This window comes from Sphingobium sp. SG1 (assembly GCF_057063145.1).
Genome location: NZ_JBVVOJ010000020.1, coordinates 34,734 through 48,563 on the forward strand (window position 1 = coordinate 34,734; position 13,830 = coordinate 48,563).

The 13,830-nt window shown below is 65.0% G+C and carries 10 protein-coding genes and 2 tRNA genes; 9 read left to right on the forward strand and 3 right to left on the reverse strand.

Features of this window, described 5'->3' with window-relative positions; all coding sequences use genetic code 11:
* Window positions 1-16: 16 nt before the first annotated feature.
* The 3 genes from AC0KVN_RS24255 to AC0KVN_RS24265 are packed head-to-tail and all read left to right on the forward strand — an operon-like array spanning window position 17 to window position 6,097.
* Window positions 17-3,430: a response regulator gene (locus AC0KVN_RS24255; protein ID WP_435567740.1), complete on the forward strand. Its 3,414-nt coding sequence runs from the start codon at window positions 17-19 to the stop codon at window positions 3,428-3,430.
* A complete protein-coding gene (locus AC0KVN_RS24260) occupies window positions 3,415-4,290 on the forward strand; it encodes a CheR family methyltransferase (RefSeq protein WP_048937350.1) in 876 nt (291 codons plus the stop codon). The genes AC0KVN_RS24255 and AC0KVN_RS24260 overlap by 16 nt, the downstream gene beginning before the upstream one ends.
* Window positions 4,280-6,097 (forward strand): response regulator, encoded by a 1,818-nt coding sequence (locus tag AC0KVN_RS24265; protein WP_435567739.1) that lies wholly within the window; start codon window positions 4,280-4,282, stop codon window positions 6,095-6,097. The genes AC0KVN_RS24260 and AC0KVN_RS24265 overlap by 11 nt, the downstream gene beginning before the upstream one ends.
* A gap of 171 nt (window positions 6,098-6,268) precedes the next feature.
* On the opposite strand, the gene AC0KVN_RS24270 is transcribed toward AC0KVN_RS24265, so the two are convergent.
* A tRNA-Pro gene (locus AC0KVN_RS24270) sits at window positions 6,269-6,345 on the reverse strand.
* Window positions 6,346-6,449: 104 nt separating this feature from the next.
* Window positions 6,450-6,725 carry a JAB domain-containing protein gene (locus AC0KVN_RS24275; protein WP_279730257.1) on the reverse strand — a complete coding sequence of 92 codons (276 nt, stop codon included), beginning with the start codon at window positions 6,723-6,725 and terminating at the stop codon, window positions 6,450-6,452.
* Between the two features lie 204 nt (window positions 6,726-6,929).
* Here AC0KVN_RS24275 and thyA point away from each other — a divergent pair, with 204 nt between their 5' ends.
* From thyA to AC0KVN_RS24295, 4 genes are all read left to right on the forward strand, one after another.
* Window positions 6,930-7,865 carry a thymidylate synthase gene (gene thyA, locus AC0KVN_RS24280; RefSeq protein ID WP_017502205.1) on the forward strand — a complete coding sequence of 312 codons (936 nt, stop codon included), beginning with the start codon at window positions 6,930-6,932 and terminating at the stop codon, window positions 7,863-7,865.
* 117 nt (window positions 7,866-7,982) lie between these two features.
* The gene (locus tag AC0KVN_RS24285; RefSeq protein ID WP_010337241.1) at window positions 7,983-9,278 is read left to right on the forward strand and encodes a 3-methyl-2-oxobutanoate dehydrogenase (2-methylpropanoyl-transferring) subunit alpha; all 1,296 of its coding nucleotides are present in this window, start codon (window positions 7,983-7,985) and stop codon (window positions 9,276-9,278) included.
* Window positions 9,279-9,452: 174 nt separating this feature from the next.
* The gene (locus AC0KVN_RS24290) at window positions 9,453-10,457 is read left to right on the forward strand and encodes an alpha-ketoacid dehydrogenase subunit beta (RefSeq protein WP_099232408.1); all 1,005 of its coding nucleotides are present in this window, start codon (window positions 9,453-9,455) and stop codon (window positions 10,455-10,457) included.
* Between the two features lie 94 nt (window positions 10,458-10,551).
* Window positions 10,552-11,877, forward strand: coding sequence for a dihydrolipoamide acetyltransferase family protein (locus AC0KVN_RS24295; RefSeq protein WP_435567738.1), 1,326 nt, complete (start codon window positions 10,552-10,554; stop codon window positions 11,875-11,877).
* 45 nt (window positions 11,878-11,922) lie between these two features.
* Here the strand turns inward: AC0KVN_RS24295 and AC0KVN_RS24300 are convergent, their stop codons facing one another.
* Window positions 11,923-12,393, reverse strand: a complete 471-nt coding sequence (locus tag AC0KVN_RS24300; RefSeq protein WP_435567737.1) for a hypothetical protein — start codon at window positions 12,391-12,393, stop codon at window positions 11,923-11,925.
* 165 nt (window positions 12,394-12,558) lie between these two features.
* Here AC0KVN_RS24300 and AC0KVN_RS24305 point away from each other — a divergent pair, with 165 nt between their 5' ends.
* Window positions 12,559-13,713, forward strand: coding sequence for an AI-2E family transporter (locus AC0KVN_RS24305; RefSeq protein WP_483656443.1), 1,155 nt, complete (start codon window positions 12,559-12,561; stop codon window positions 13,711-13,713).
* A gap of 41 nt (window positions 13,714-13,754) precedes the next feature.
* A tRNA-Asp gene (locus AC0KVN_RS24310) sits at window positions 13,755-13,828 on the forward strand.
* Window positions 13,829-13,830: the final 2 nt, after the last annotated feature.

Below are 13,830 nucleotides of genomic sequence, written 5' to 3' on the forward strand. Positions count from 1 at the left end.
CGACAACAGGATGATAATGGGCAAGGCGAAATTTGGCTCCGTCAGTGGGCGCACGGATGCATGGGCGGCGCTGGGCCTGTTCCTCGGAATTGCCTTCTTCCTGGTAAGCGGCGCCATCGCCTATCTCAATATCCAGGGCCTGGGGGAGAGCGACCGGGCGATCCGCCATACCCATAATGTGTTGATCGCGCTCGATGAACTGCTTTCGACCGCGCAGGATGCCGAGACTGGCCAGCGCGGCTATCTGCTGACCAGTGATCGCGGCTATCTGGAGCCCTATGAGAATGCGGTGGCGACCATGCCCGGCCGGCTCGATGCGTTGGCCAGGTTGACCCGCGACAACCCGACCCAGCAGAATAATCTCGCCCGCCTGCGGCGTCATGTCGATGCCAAGTTTGCCGAACTCAGGGAAACGATCGAGGCGCGGCGCAACCAGAGCATCATCCAGGCGCTGACGATCGTCACCACCGGCCGCGGCAAGCAGGAAATGGACGCCGTCCGGGCCCAGCTCGACACCATGGCGCGTGAGGAATTGCGATTGCGGGAAATCCGCCTCGCCGACATGGCATCGGCCTCGCAGACCGCGATCATGTCGGGCCTCGTCACCGGCCTTCTGGGCGTGGTGCTGACCATCGCCGTCTATCTGCTGGTGCGCCGCAACAGCAAGGCGCGCGCGCGCCAGGCCTGGTTGCAGGCGGGGCATCTGGGCCTGTCCGACGCCATGCGTGGCGACCAGAGCGTCGAGCAGTTGGGGGAGGCGATCCTCGCCTTCCTCGCGCGCTATCTCGGCTTCCAGGGCGGCGCGCTGTTCAAGGGGGAGGAAGGCCAGTTCAATCGTGTCGCAACGCTCGGCGTGCCGGCCGATGCCGACATGCCGCAGCGCTTCGTCGCCAAGGAAGGCCTGCTCGGCCAGGTCGCGGCCGAAGGGCGGGCGCAGCTGCTGCATGACGTGCCCGATCATTATCTGACGATCGGCTCGGCCTTTGGTCGCGATCGTCCCCGCCATCTGCTGATCGTACCGACCGTGACCGACGGCGTCGTCAATGCGGTGCTCGAACTGGGCGCCTTCGATCCGGTAGATGACCGCGTGCTCGAACTGCTGGAGGAAGCGAGCGCCGGCATGGGCATCGCACTGCGTTCGGCCCGTTTCCGCGCCCGGTTGCAGGACGCGCTGGAGGAAACCCAGCGTCAGGCCGAGGAATTGCAGGCCCAGGGCGAGGAACTGCGCGCCAATAATGACGAGCTGGAAACCCAGAGCCGCCAGCTTCAGGACTCCGCCTCCCGTCTGGAGGCGCAGCAGAGCGAGCTGGAACAGACCAATGTCCAGCTGGAGGAGCAGGCCCGCCACATGCAGGCGCAGCGCGACGATCTCGCCCGCGCCCAGCTGTCGCTCCAGCAACAGGCGGCCGAGCTGGATCAGGCCAGCCGCTACAAATCCGAATTCCTCGCCAATATGAGTCATGAGCTGCGCACGCCGCTCAACTCGCTGCTCATTATGGCACGCCTGCTGGCGGAAAACCGGGCCGGCAATCTCAGCGCCGATCAGGTCCGCCATGCCGAGACGATCGAGACGTCGGGCAATGATCTGCTGACCCTGATCAACGACATTCTCGACATTTCCAAGATCGAGGCGGGCAAGCTGGAATTGCAGCCGCGTTCGGTGCGAATCGCGCCGATGCTTGACAAGCTGCAGGCGATCTTTGCGCCCTCGGCCCAGGCCAAGGGCCTGTCCTTCCGCCTCGCCGCCGGCGCCGATCCGGTCGAGATCGAAACCGATCCGCAGCGCGTCGAGCAGGTGCTGAAGAATTTCCTGTCCAATGCGATCAAGTTTACCGATCGGGGCGAGGTCGCGCTGACCGTCGGCCGGCATGCGGATGGCCGGGTGACCTTCACCGTGCAGGACAGCGGCGTCGGCATTGCGGAAGCGCAGCAGAAGCTGATCTTCGAACCCTTCCGCCAGGCTGATGGCACGATCAGCCGCAAATATGGCGGCACCGGTCTTGGCCTCTCCATCTCGCGCGAATTGGCGCGGCTGCTGGGCGGCGAACTGCGCGTCGAAAGCCAGCCGGGGGAGGGCAGTGCCTTCTCGCTGCTGCTGCCCGATCGCTTCGATCCCGCGCTCAGCCATCTGCCTTCGATCAGCCTGGCCGAAGCACCGCGGCCCCAGCCGGTGGCGCCCGCGCGCCCGCGTATCGCCAGCCTGGTCGATACCCAGGATGATCGCGAAACCCTGTCCGGGGATTCGCGCCTGATCCTGATCGTGGAGGATGATCCGGTCTTCGCCCGCATCCTGTGCGACATCGCGCATGAACAGGGCTTCCAGTGCCTGATCGCCGGCACCGCCGACGAAGGCGCGCTGATGGCTCGGCAATATCTGCCCCATGCCGTCATCCTCGACATGAACCTGCCCGACCATACCGGCCTGTCGGTGCTCGACCGGATCAAGCGCGACATGCGCACTCGGCACATCCCGGTCCATGTCGTGTCGGTCGATGATGACAGCCAGGCGGCGCTGGCCAGCGGCGCGATCGGCTATCTGTTCAAGCCGGTGAAGCGTGACGCGCTGATCAACATGCTCGAAGGGCTGGAGGCGCGCATGGCCCAGCGCATGCGCCGGGTTCTGGTGGTCGAGGATGACGCCCAGCAGGCCGAGAGCATCAAGCTGCTGCTCGCCTCGCGCGAGGTGGAGACGCTGGAGGCCCATTCGGCGGCCCAATGTTTCGAGATGCTGGGTCGCGAGACCTTCGACTGCATGGTGCTCGATCTCAACCTGCCCGATGCGTCCGGTTTCGACCTGCTCGAACGGCTGAGCGCGGATGACAGCGTCGGCTTCCCGCCGGTCATCGTCTACACCGGCCGCGACCTCGGCGCGGAGGAGGAACTGCGCCTGCGCCGCTATTCCAAGTCGATCATCGTCAAGGGCGCCAAGTCGCCCGAACGGCTGCTCGATGAAGTGACGCTGTTCCTGCATCAGGTGGTGTCGGAACTGCCAGAACCCCAGCAGCAGCTGATCGCCCGTTCGCTCAGCCGCGACGAGGCGCTGGAAGGCAAAAATATTCTGGTTGTCGAGGACGATATACGGAACGTTTATGCCCTCACGAGCATTTTCGAACCCCATGGGGTTCATGTCCGTATCGCACGCAATGGCCGCGAGGCGCTTGTCGCGCTCGAAGAGGCTGCGCGCGCCGAGGCGCCCAAGGTCGATCTCGTGCTGATGGACGTGATGATGCCCGAAATGGACGGGCTGACCGCGATGCGCGAAATCCGCAAGCAGGGCTGGGGCGTGGGCCTGCCGATCATCGCGCTGACGGCCAAGGCGATGGCGCAGGACCAGCAGGAATGCCTGGCGGCCGGTGCCAACGACTATCTCGCCAAGCCGCTCGACGTCGACAAGTTGCTCAGCCTGGTGCGTGTATGGATGCCGCGCTGATGGAGGAGCATTTCGGGCCGCGGGACGAGCTGGAGCTCGACCTGCTGCTCGAAGCGATCTTCCGCCATTATCATTACGACTTTCGCGGCTATTCGCGCGGATCGCTGCATCGCCGGCTGGCCCGTGCCCAGCATCAGCATGGCTGCGACAGCCTGTCCCAGCTTCAGCATCTGCTGCTGCGCGATCCCGCCGTATTCGCCGACCTGATGGGCTTCCTCACCATCCAGGTGAGCGAGATGTTCCGCGATCCCGCCTATTTCCGGGCATTGCGCGAGCAGGTCGTGCCGCATCTCAAGACCTATCCCTCGCTCAAGGTATGGATCGCCGGCTGCGCCAATGGCGAGGAATTCTACTCGCTCGCGATCCTGTTCCGCGAGGAAGGGCTGGAGGATCGCACGATCTTCTACTGCACCGACATCAGCCCGGCCGCGCTCGAAAAGGCGGAGGCGGGCATCTACGCGATCGATCGTCTGCCGCAATTCAGCGAAAATCATCGGCTCGCGGGCGGGAAGGCCTCGCTGTCCGATTATTATACTGCCGCCTATGGCGCCGCCGTCTTCGACAAGACGCTGCGTCGCCGCGCGGTCTTTGCACAACATAATCTGGCGAGCGACCAGGTCTTCGGGGAGGTACAGCTGGTGTCCAGCCGTAATGTGCTCATCTATTTCGATCGCGAATTGCAGGACCGCGCGCTTGGCCTGTTCGGGGAATCGCTGGTCCGCGGTGGCTTCCTCGGGCTGGGCTCGAAGGAAACGCTGCGCTTCTCGCGCTATTCCGATGGCTTTGCCGATTTCGACGAGGGCGAGAAAATCTATCGCCGCAACCTGCAGGATCTGAAGGCGCTCGACCATGCAGCCTGAACCCACCAAGATCCTGGCGGTCGACGATGTCGAGGAAAATCTGACCGCGCTCGAAGCGCTGCTGGCGGACGAGGGCGTGACGCTTATCAAGGCGCGGTCGGGCATGCAGGCGCTCGAATTGCTGCTGGTGGAGGATGTCGCGCTGGCGCTGCTCGACGTGCAGATGCCGGGTATGGACGGGTTCGAGCTGGCCGAACTGATGCGCGGCACGGAACGGACCCGGCGTGTGCCGATCATCTTCCTGACCGCCGTGGCGACCGACGAGCGGCGCCAGTTTCGCGGCTATGAAAGCGGCGCGATCGACTATCTGTTCAAGCCGGTCGACCCCCATATCTTGCGGCACAAGGTCGCCTTGTTCGTCGAACTGTTCCAGCAGCGGCAGGAACTGGCGCGGGAACGTGACAGCCATGCCGCGGCGCTGGCCCGCATCCAGGCCCATGGCGACAACAGCCCGTTGGCGATCGTGGAAATCGACGCGCAGCGCCATGTCGTCGCCTGGTCCAAGGGGGCGGAACGACTGTTCGGCTGGCGTGCGGCAGAGGTGGCGGGCTTTGGCGCGTCCGAACTCAAATGGCTGGACGACAGCCAGCGCGGCGATTTTGCCGATCTGATCGACGAGATGATCGCCGGCACCGTGCCGCGCACCAACCGCTTGCTGCGCTTCCATACGGCCGAGGGACTGACCCTCGATTGCGAATGCTATTGCTCGGCGCTGCGCGATGTCGCCGGCCGGCTCTTCTCGATCAGTCTGCAGATCCTCGACGTGACCGAACGCAAGCGGGCGGAGGCAACGCAGAAGCTGCTGATCGGCGAGCTCAACCACCGGGTGAAGAACACGCTGGCGTCGGTCCAGGCGATCGCCACCCAGACCTTGCGCCATTCGTCTGGCCCGTCCGATTTCGCCCCGACCTTCATCGGTCGCATCCATGCGCTGGCCAGCGCCCATTCGCTGCTGAGCGGCGAAACCTGGCAGGCCGCGCGGCTGGGCGATCTGATCGAGGGGCAGGTGACGATCGGCGCGATCGACGGTGAGCGTTTCCATTGGAACGGGCCGGAGGTCGACCTGCGCCCCGAACCGGCGCTGCACCTGGCGCTGGTGCTGCACGAACTGGTGACCAACGCCCATAAATATGGCGCGCTGTCGGCGCCGACCGGCCGTGTCGAGCTGGAATGGCGCCTGACCAATAACCAGTTGGTTCTGGATTGGCGCGAACGCGGCGGCCCCCCGGTCGAACCGCCCAGCCGTCGCGGCTTCGGCACTGCGCTGATCGAGCGCAGCCTGCGTTCCGACGGCGGCAGTGCCCAGCCCCATTACGGCGCCGAGGGCATGGGATGGACGCTGACGCTGCCCTATGCCTCCAGCCCGCGCCTGCGCAAGAAGGCGCGTCCGGCGCCCCGCGAACAGGGCGCGAGCGGCAATGGCAGTGACGGCAAGGCGCATCTGGGCGGCCGCCGCCTGCTGCTGATCGAGGATGAGCCGCTGGTCGCCTTCGAACTGGCCGCGACGCTGGAGGATGCGGGCGGCCATATCGTCGGGCAGGCTGCGACCGTGGCCGATGCGCTGGCCCTGATCGATCAGGCGGAGTGCGATTTGGTGCTGCTTGACGGCAATCTCCAGGGTGAGGGCGTGGAGCAGGTTGCGCGCGTCCTGGCGGACCGGGCCATGCCCTTCCTGTTCGTCAGCGGCTATGGGCGCGATCATCTGCCCGAGGCGTTTGATGCGGTGCCGGTGATCGAAAAGCCCTTCAAGGTCGCCGACCTGATCGACGCGATTGCCAAATTGGCGGTGCCGGCAACCCAGAGGTGATAGGCTCTTGAAGTCAGGACAGGGGGCGTACCGAACCGGGTTCGTTATGCCCTCGGTCGGTCCGCGGTCCGAAGGGCATGCAAGGAAACAGAACGCAAAAACCCCGGACTTCCGATGGAAGTCCGGGGTTTTTCTGCTTATCGTCCCGAACCGAAGTCCAGGCGAATAAGTTGGTCGGGGAAAGAGGATTCGAACCTCCGGCCCCTGCCTCCCGAAGACAGTGCTCTACCAGGCTGAGCTATTCCCCGACCGGTGCCGAAGCCGCTTTTGGGGCGGCCCCGTAAGGCAGGAGTGCGCCTATAGAGAGGGGTTTGAGGGCTGGCAAGCCACCTGATGCGCTTTTTTGAAAATTCTACAAAAGACCCGCATCGCGGAAGCTGAAACAGCCGGTTGGCGTGTCGATCCGATGATCGGCCAGGTGGATGTCGAGCGCCCGCAGCCGGCGGTGCAGGCTGCGGGTCAGCGCGATGTCGACCGGCTGCGGTGCCGCCGTGCCCCGCTGCTGGTGCAGGATGACGCGCCGGGCATCGCTCGCCAGCAGATGCGCGACCAGGCAGGGCCAGTTGCCATCGGGGTGCAGCCGGTCGCGCGGCTGGCCGTCCTCGTCGAGAATCACCAATGTCAGCATTGCACCCCCTGGGCACGCAGCCTGTCAGCAATGGGCAGGGATCGGAGGTGAGGAATGATCCGTAGTGGCGGAACGGGGCAGGCCCGGCGGGCAGTCGCATCCGTTATGGCGCGACCTTTGGTCGGGACAGCGGGGCAGGGGGGATGCTACATGGACGGGACGCCCAGATTCATTCCCATCCCAGGATCATTGACCTTGCACGCCATGTCGCCGCAGCCGCCCCATTATGAAGAGCAATATCTCGACCTGATGCGCCATATCTGGCGCCATGGCGACGAGCGGATCGACCGCACCGGCGTTGGCACCAGATCGATCCTGGGCGCGACCCTGCGATTCTCGCTGGCCGACGATGCGGTGCCGCTGCTCACCACCAAGCGGGTCTATTGGAAGGTCGCCGCGCGCGAGATGCTGTGGTTCCTGACCGGCGACACCAATATCCGCGAACTAGTGAAGCAGAATGTCCATATCTGGACCGACTGGCCGCTCGACAGCTACCGCAAGGCGACCGGCGAGGATATCGACCGCGACGCGTTCGAGGCGCGAATCATCGAGGATGAAGCCTTTGCCCGGCAATGGGGTGATCTCGGTCCGGTCTATGGCGCCCAATGGGTGAACTGGCCGCGCTACGAGCCGGCCGGCGACGGCCTGTTTCGCCGGGCAGCACAGGGCCACAACCAGATCGCCGCGCTGGTCGATGCGATTCGCACCAACCCCGGTTCGCGCCGCCTGCTCTTCACCGGTTGGAATGTCGCGGAAGTCGCGCAGATGGCCTTGCCGCCCTGCCACATGACCTATCAGTTCCAGGTGTCCGATGGCCGCCTCAACGGCCTGCTCTTCCAGCGCAGCTGCGACCTGGGATTGGGCTTTGCCTTCAACATCTTCGGCCTGTCGATGATCACCCGGATGCTGGCCCAGCAATGTGATCTGGAGCCGGGCGAGGTGGTCTGGCAGGGCGGCGACGTCCATCTCTACCTCAACCATGCCGATCTGGTGGAGGAGCAGATCAGCCGCACGCCGGCTGGCGCGCCGAAGCTGCGGATCAATCGTCGGCCTTCGAGCATTTTCGACTATGGGATCGAGGATTTCGAGGTGCAGGATTATGCGCCGCAGGCCCATATTTCCGCGCCCGTCGCCGTCTGAGGTGACAGCGAAGGCGACAGGCGAAAAGGAATTGGGTCAGTAAGGCTTGCCTTGCGCGGCGTTGAAATATAATAATTGCAACAAGCAATATTATTGCAACGCACAATAGGAGGCAGGATGACCGATTCGATCGAATCCGGCGCTGTGACGGACGGGCAGGGACGCAACCTGCCGCCGCTGCAGCTGCATGTGCCCGAGCCGCCCGCGCGGCCCGGTGAAAGCGCGGACTTCACCCATTTCGACATTCCCGCGGCCGACGCGGCACCGCGCCCGGACGAGGCGACCCATCCCTCGCAGATGCGCGACTTCGCCTATGGGCTGGTCCGCGTGCTGGACGAGGATGGCCATGCGGTCGGCGCCTGGGATCCCAAGCTGCCGGCGGACACGCTGCTCAAAATGCTGCGCTACATGGCGCTGACCCGCGCCTTTGACGGCCGCATGTTCCGCGCCCAGCGCCAGGGCAAGACCAGCTTCTACATGAAGTCGACCGGCGAGGAGGCGGTGTCGATCGGCGCCGCGCTTGCCCTGTCGCGCGACGACATGTGCTTCCCCTCCTATCGCCAGCAGGGCATATTGATCGCGCGCGACTGGTCCATCGTCGACATGATGAACCAGATCTATTCGAACAAGGGCGACCGGATGAAGGGGCGCCAGCTGCCGATCATGTATTCGGCGCGCGAGGCCGGCTTCTTCTCCATTTCCGGCAATCTCACCACCCAATATCCCCAGGCGGTGGGCTGGGCGATGGCGAGCGCGGCCAAGGGCGACACCCGCATCGCCGCGACCTGGTGCGGCGAGGGCTCGACCGCGGAGGGCGACTTCCATTCGGCCTGCACCTTCGCCAGCGTCTATCGCGCCCCGGTCATCATGAATGTGGTGAACAACCAGTGGGCGATCAGCAGCTTCTCCGGCTTTGCCGGGGCAGAGGCGACCACCTTCGCTGCGCGCGCGATCGGCTATGGCATTGCCGGGCTGCGCGTCGATGGCAATGACGTGCTGGCCGTCTATGCCGCCACCCGCTGGGCCGCCGATCGCGCCCGCGCCAATGGCGGCCCGACCCTGATCGAGCATTTCACCTATCGCGTCGAAGGGCACAGCACGTCCGACGATCCGACCGCCTACCGCTCGGCCGAGGAAAGCAGCAAATGGCCGCTCGGCGATCCGATCGCGCGGCTGAAGCAGCATTGCATCACGCTGGGCATCTGGGACGAGGAACGCCACGCCGCGATGGACCAGGAACTGGCCGAGATGGTCCGCGATGCCGCGCGCGAGGCGGAAAAGAACGGCATATTGGGCCATGGCCTCCACCATCCGATGGAAAGCATGTTCCAGGACGTGTTCGAGGACATGCCCTGGCACCTGAAAGAACAGCAGCAGCAGATGCTGGACGAATGGAAGGCGGCAGGGCTGTGATGAAAACACATATTTTTCCGTTCGGGCTGAGCTTGTCGAAGCCCTCTACTGAGCGGAGCGAAGTCGCTTCGCCTTCGGCTCTGCAGAGCCCTTCGACTTCGCTCAGGGCGAACGGCGTTGGAGGATCGCGCCATGATTGAAGCGCCTCTCGAAGCTGTGGCTGACACCCAGCAGATGAACATGATCCAGGCGATCAACAGCGCGCTGGACGTGATGATGGGCCGCGACCCCGATGTCGTGGTGATGGGCGAGGATGTCGGCTATTTCGGCGGCGTGTTCCGCGCCACCGCCGGCCTGCAGCAGAAATATGGCAAGAACCGCGTGTTCGACACGCCGATCACCGAATGCGGCATCATCGGCGTCGCGGTCGGCATGGGCGCCTATGGCCTGCGGCCGGTGCCCGAAATCCAGTTCGCCGACTATATCTACCCCGCGCTCGACCAGCTGGTGAGCGAGGCGGCGCGGCTGCGCTATCGCTCGGCCGGCGAGTTCATCTCGCCGATGACGGTGCGCTCGCCCTTTGGCGGCGGCATCTTCGGCGGCCAGACCCACAGCCAGAGCCCGGAAGGCATCTTCACCCATGTATCCGGGGTCAAGACGGTGATCCCGTCCACCCCCTATGATGCCAAGGGCCTGCTGATCGCGGCGATCGAGGATAATGACCCGGTCATCTTCTTCGAGCCCAAGCGCATCTATAATGGCCCGTTCGACGGCCATTATGACACGCCGGCCAAGAGCTGGGCGGGCCATGCAGATGCGCAGGTGCCGCAGGGCTATTATCGCATCGACTTGGGCAAGGCGCGCATCGCCCGACCCGGCGAGGCGCTGACCATCCTCTGTTATGGCACGATGGTCCATGTCGTCGAAAATACCGTGGCGAAGCTGGGCATCGATGCAGAAATCGTCGATCTGCGCAGCCTGGTGCCGCTCGACATCGAGACGATCGAGGCGTCGGTCAGGAAGACCGGCCGCTGCCTGATCGTGCATGAAGCGACGCGGACCAGCGGCTTTGGCGCCGAACTGTCGGCGCTGGTGCAGGAACGCTGCTTCTACCATCTCGAAGCGCCGATCGAGCGCGTCACCGGCTTCGACACGCCTTATCCGCACAGTCTGGAATGGGCCTATTTCCCCGGCCCCGTGCGCATCCGCGAAGCCATCAACAAGATCATGAAGGACTGAGGGCTATGGTCGTTACACCTCCCTGTTCCGTTCGTGCCCAGCACGACATTTGCCAGATCATTCCCACGCCCCTGCACGAACGGGGGAGGATGTAATGGCGCTGTTCACATTCAAGCTGCCGGACATTGGCGAAGGCATTGCGCAAGCGGAGATTGTCGGCTGGCACGTTCAGGTCGGCGACCGGGTCGAGGAAGACCAGCCGATTGCCGACATGATGACCGACAAGGCGACGGTCGAGATGGAAAGCCCGGTCGCGGGCACCGTCGTGCGTCTGGCGGGTGAACCCGGCGATCAGGTGTCGATCGGATCGATGCTGGTGGAGATCGAGACGGAAGGCGAGGGGGTGGCTGATGCGCCCGTGCCGTCGGTCGAAACGGTCGAGGCCGAGACCCCATTCCTCCCCGATACGGGGAGGGGGACCGTTCGCGAAGCGAATGGTGGAGGGGGGGCGCCGCTGGACGCGCCCGTCGAAGAACCTGCCATCACGCCCCAGCTTGCGAAAGCGGACAGCCCCCTCCACCAGCCTGCGGCTGGTCCCCCTCCCCGTGCCGGGGAGGATAGCCCTATCCTCGCGTCCCCTGCCGTCCGCGCACGCGCCAGGGAACTGGGCATCGACCTCGCCCTGGTGAAGCCCAATGGCGACCATATCCGCCACGCCGATCTCGACGCCTATCTTCTCTATGGTGCGGGGCAGGGCTATCGCCCGGCCGGCCGTACCGCACCGCGCGCCGACGAGCAGGTGAAGGTCATCGGCATGCGCCGCCGCATTGCCGAGAATATGGCCGCGTCAAAGCGTCACATTCCCCACTTCACCTATGTCGAGGAAATCGATGTCACCGCGCTGGAGGAAGCGCGGGCACAGCTCAACGCGCATCGCGGCGATCGGCCCAAGCTCACCATGCTGCCGCTACTGATCGTGGCGATCTGCAGGACGCTGCCCGACTTCCCCATGCTCAACGCCCGTTATGATGACGAGGCGGGCGTGGTGACGCGCCATGGTGCCGTCCATCTCGGCATGGCGACGCAGACCGACGCAGGCCTGATGGTCCCGGTGATCCGCGACGCGCAGGACAGGAATGTCTGGCAGCTGGCGACCGAGATCCGCCGCCTTGCCGACGCCGCGCGCAGCGGCAAGGCGACATCGGCCGAACTGTCGGGCTCCACCCTGACCCTGACCTCGCTCGGGCCCTTGGGCGGAATCGCCACCACCCCGGTCATCAACCGGCCCGAAGTGGCGATCATCGGCCCCAACCGCGTGATCGAGCGCCCCATGTTCCGGGGTAAGGAGATCGTCGCGGCAAAGCTGATGAACCTGTCGATCAGCTGCGACCATCGCGTCGTCGACGGCTGGGATGCGGCCAGCTTCGTCCAGGCCGTGCGCAAGCTGCTGGAAACGCCGGTCCTGCTGTTCGAGGGTTGATTGCACGGGATCGGGGCGGCCATTGTCGCTCCGGTCCCGCCGGCGTCAGCGTACCTGCGCCCGATAGGACAGCCGTCCCGATTGTCCCGGCGCCACGCTGTCGGGCAGGCGCCAGCGTATATGGGTGATATCCTCGGGCGTAGCGCGGCGGACACCGCCCAGCGGCGTCGGCAGCCATAATTGATCCAGTCGGCCCCAATGGGCGCCGCCATCGACCGATGCCTGCATGGCGGGATCGGTCAGGTCGAGCAGGGTGCCGCGCGGCACCTGGCGAACCACGGTCAGCCCATGGGCCGTCCGGCTGCCTTCATGGCGCCAGTCGACCACGACGATCAGCTGGTCGCCCGACATGGCGCGTTCGGCATTGGCGATGGTGCGGCGCGGGCGGCCATTAATGTCGGTCTGCACCCGTTCGACGAAGGTCCGGCTGTCGAGCCGCATGTCCTGCGCCCCGGCCTGCCAGGATGCGGTCATGCCTGCGATCAGGCCCAGTCCCGCGATCAACCCTCTTGCCATGCGATATCCCCCTTATCGAATGTCCGCATCTCCTACCGCCAGTCTCCCCAATATTTGGTTAAGCCCCTGTTTGCCGTCTTCCTGGTGCGATTCGCCGATGGCATTTGACCGGCCGCAGCGCCGGGTGCAGAGCGGCAGGGCTGCTGCACAGGGGACGGATCGGGCGTGACCACCAACGAGGAACTGGAAGTCAATCGGCGGCGCGACCGTTTGCTGGCGTCGATCGCCTTGTCCTCGGGCGTCGGCCTGTTGCTTGCCTTGCCCTTCGCCCTGCGCGCGGGCGCCGAATTTTTCCTGCCGCTGACCGCCGCGCTGGTGATCGCGATCGCGCTGGTGCCGCTGCTCGAATGGCTGGAGCGGCGCGGGCTGCCTTCGGGCCTGTCGGCGCTGCTGGCGGTCGTCGCCTTCCTCAGCGTCGCCAATACCGCGCTGGTGCTGATCGTGGTGCCGGCGACCGACTGGTTCCGCATCCTGCCCCAGCGCCTGCCCAAGATTCAGGCGACGCTGGCGCCGCTCATCGATTTCTATTCCCAGGCTCAGCGATTCGTCGACGAAACCGTCCAGATGCTGGTCGCGGGTCCGGCATCGGTCGCGCACCGGGCGGCGGTGGAAACGCCCGGATCGCTGCTGCAGTTCGCGGCCGCCTCCGCCCCGTCGGCGATCATCCAGATGGTGTTCGCGCTGCTCATCATCTATTTCTTCCTTGCCGGCTGGACCCGGCTGCGTCGCCGGACGATCAACAGCCGGGGCAGTTTCGACGGCGCCATGGCGGTCGCGCGGGTGATCCAGAATGTGGTCGACGCAACCTCCGCCTATGTGATGACGATCGCCACCATCAACCTGTGCCTCGGCCTCGCCGTGGCGCTGGCGCTCTGGCTGATCGGCATGCCATCGCCCTGGATGTGGGGCGGTATCGTCGCCTTGCTCAACTTCATTCCCTATTTCGGGCCGATGCTGGCCGCCGTGCTGCTGGCGCTGGGCGGCCTCATGGTGTTCGACGATGTCTGGACGGCGCTGCTGCCCGCCTTTCTCCAGATCGGATTCCATCTGGTGGAGGCCAATGTCATCACCCCCACCATCCTTGGCCGTCGCCTGACCATGAACCCGTTGCTGATTCTCGTCTCGCTGACTTTCTGGGGCTGGGTATGGGGCATGCCGGGCGCGCTGCTCGGCGTGCCGTTGCTCATCATCGTACAGACCGTCGTGGCCGCCGCCGGCACCCCGGATATCGCCGGTTTCCTGTTCGAACAGGGAACGCTGACGGTCAGCCGTCGCAAAGAAAATGCAACAAGTGAAGAAACTGATGGCGAGGACGGTTGACAGCTTGGCCGGACCCGCATAGACGGCCGCCCACACCGAACGCGGGTGTAGCTCAGTTGGTTAGAGCGCCGGCCTGTCACGCCGGAGGTCGCGGGTTCGAGCCCCGTCACTCGCGCC

Coding starts and splice junctions, on each gene's coding strand:
- AC0KVN_RS24255 (WP_435567740.1), top strand. CDS start 17: ATGGGCAAGGCGAAATTTGGCTCCGTCAGTGGGCGCACGGATGCATGG.
- AC0KVN_RS24260 (WP_048937350.1), top strand. CDS start 3,415: ATGGATGCCGCGCTGATGGAGGAGCATTTCGGGCCGCGGGACGAGCTG.
- AC0KVN_RS24265 (WP_435567739.1), top strand. CDS start 4,280: ATGCAGCCTGAACCCACCAAGATCCTGGCGGTCGACGATGTCGAGGAA.
- AC0KVN_RS24275 (WP_279730257.1), bottom strand. CDS start 6,725: ATGCTGACATTGGTGATTCTCGACGAGGACGGCCAGCCGCGCGACCGG.
- thyA (WP_017502205.1), top strand. CDS start 6,930: ATGTCGCCGCAGCCGCCCCATTATGAAGAGCAATATCTCGACCTGATG.
- AC0KVN_RS24285 (WP_010337241.1), top strand. CDS start 7,983: ATGACCGATTCGATCGAATCCGGCGCTGTGACGGACGGGCAGGGACGC.
- AC0KVN_RS24290 (WP_099232408.1), top strand. CDS start 9,453: ATGAACATGATCCAGGCGATCAACAGCGCGCTGGACGTGATGATGGGC.
- AC0KVN_RS24295 (WP_435567738.1), top strand. CDS start 10,552: ATGGCGCTGTTCACATTCAAGCTGCCGGACATTGGCGAAGGCATTGCG.
- AC0KVN_RS24300 (WP_435567737.1), bottom strand. CDS start 12,393: ATGGCAAGAGGGTTGATCGCGGGACTGGGCCTGATCGCAGGCATGACC.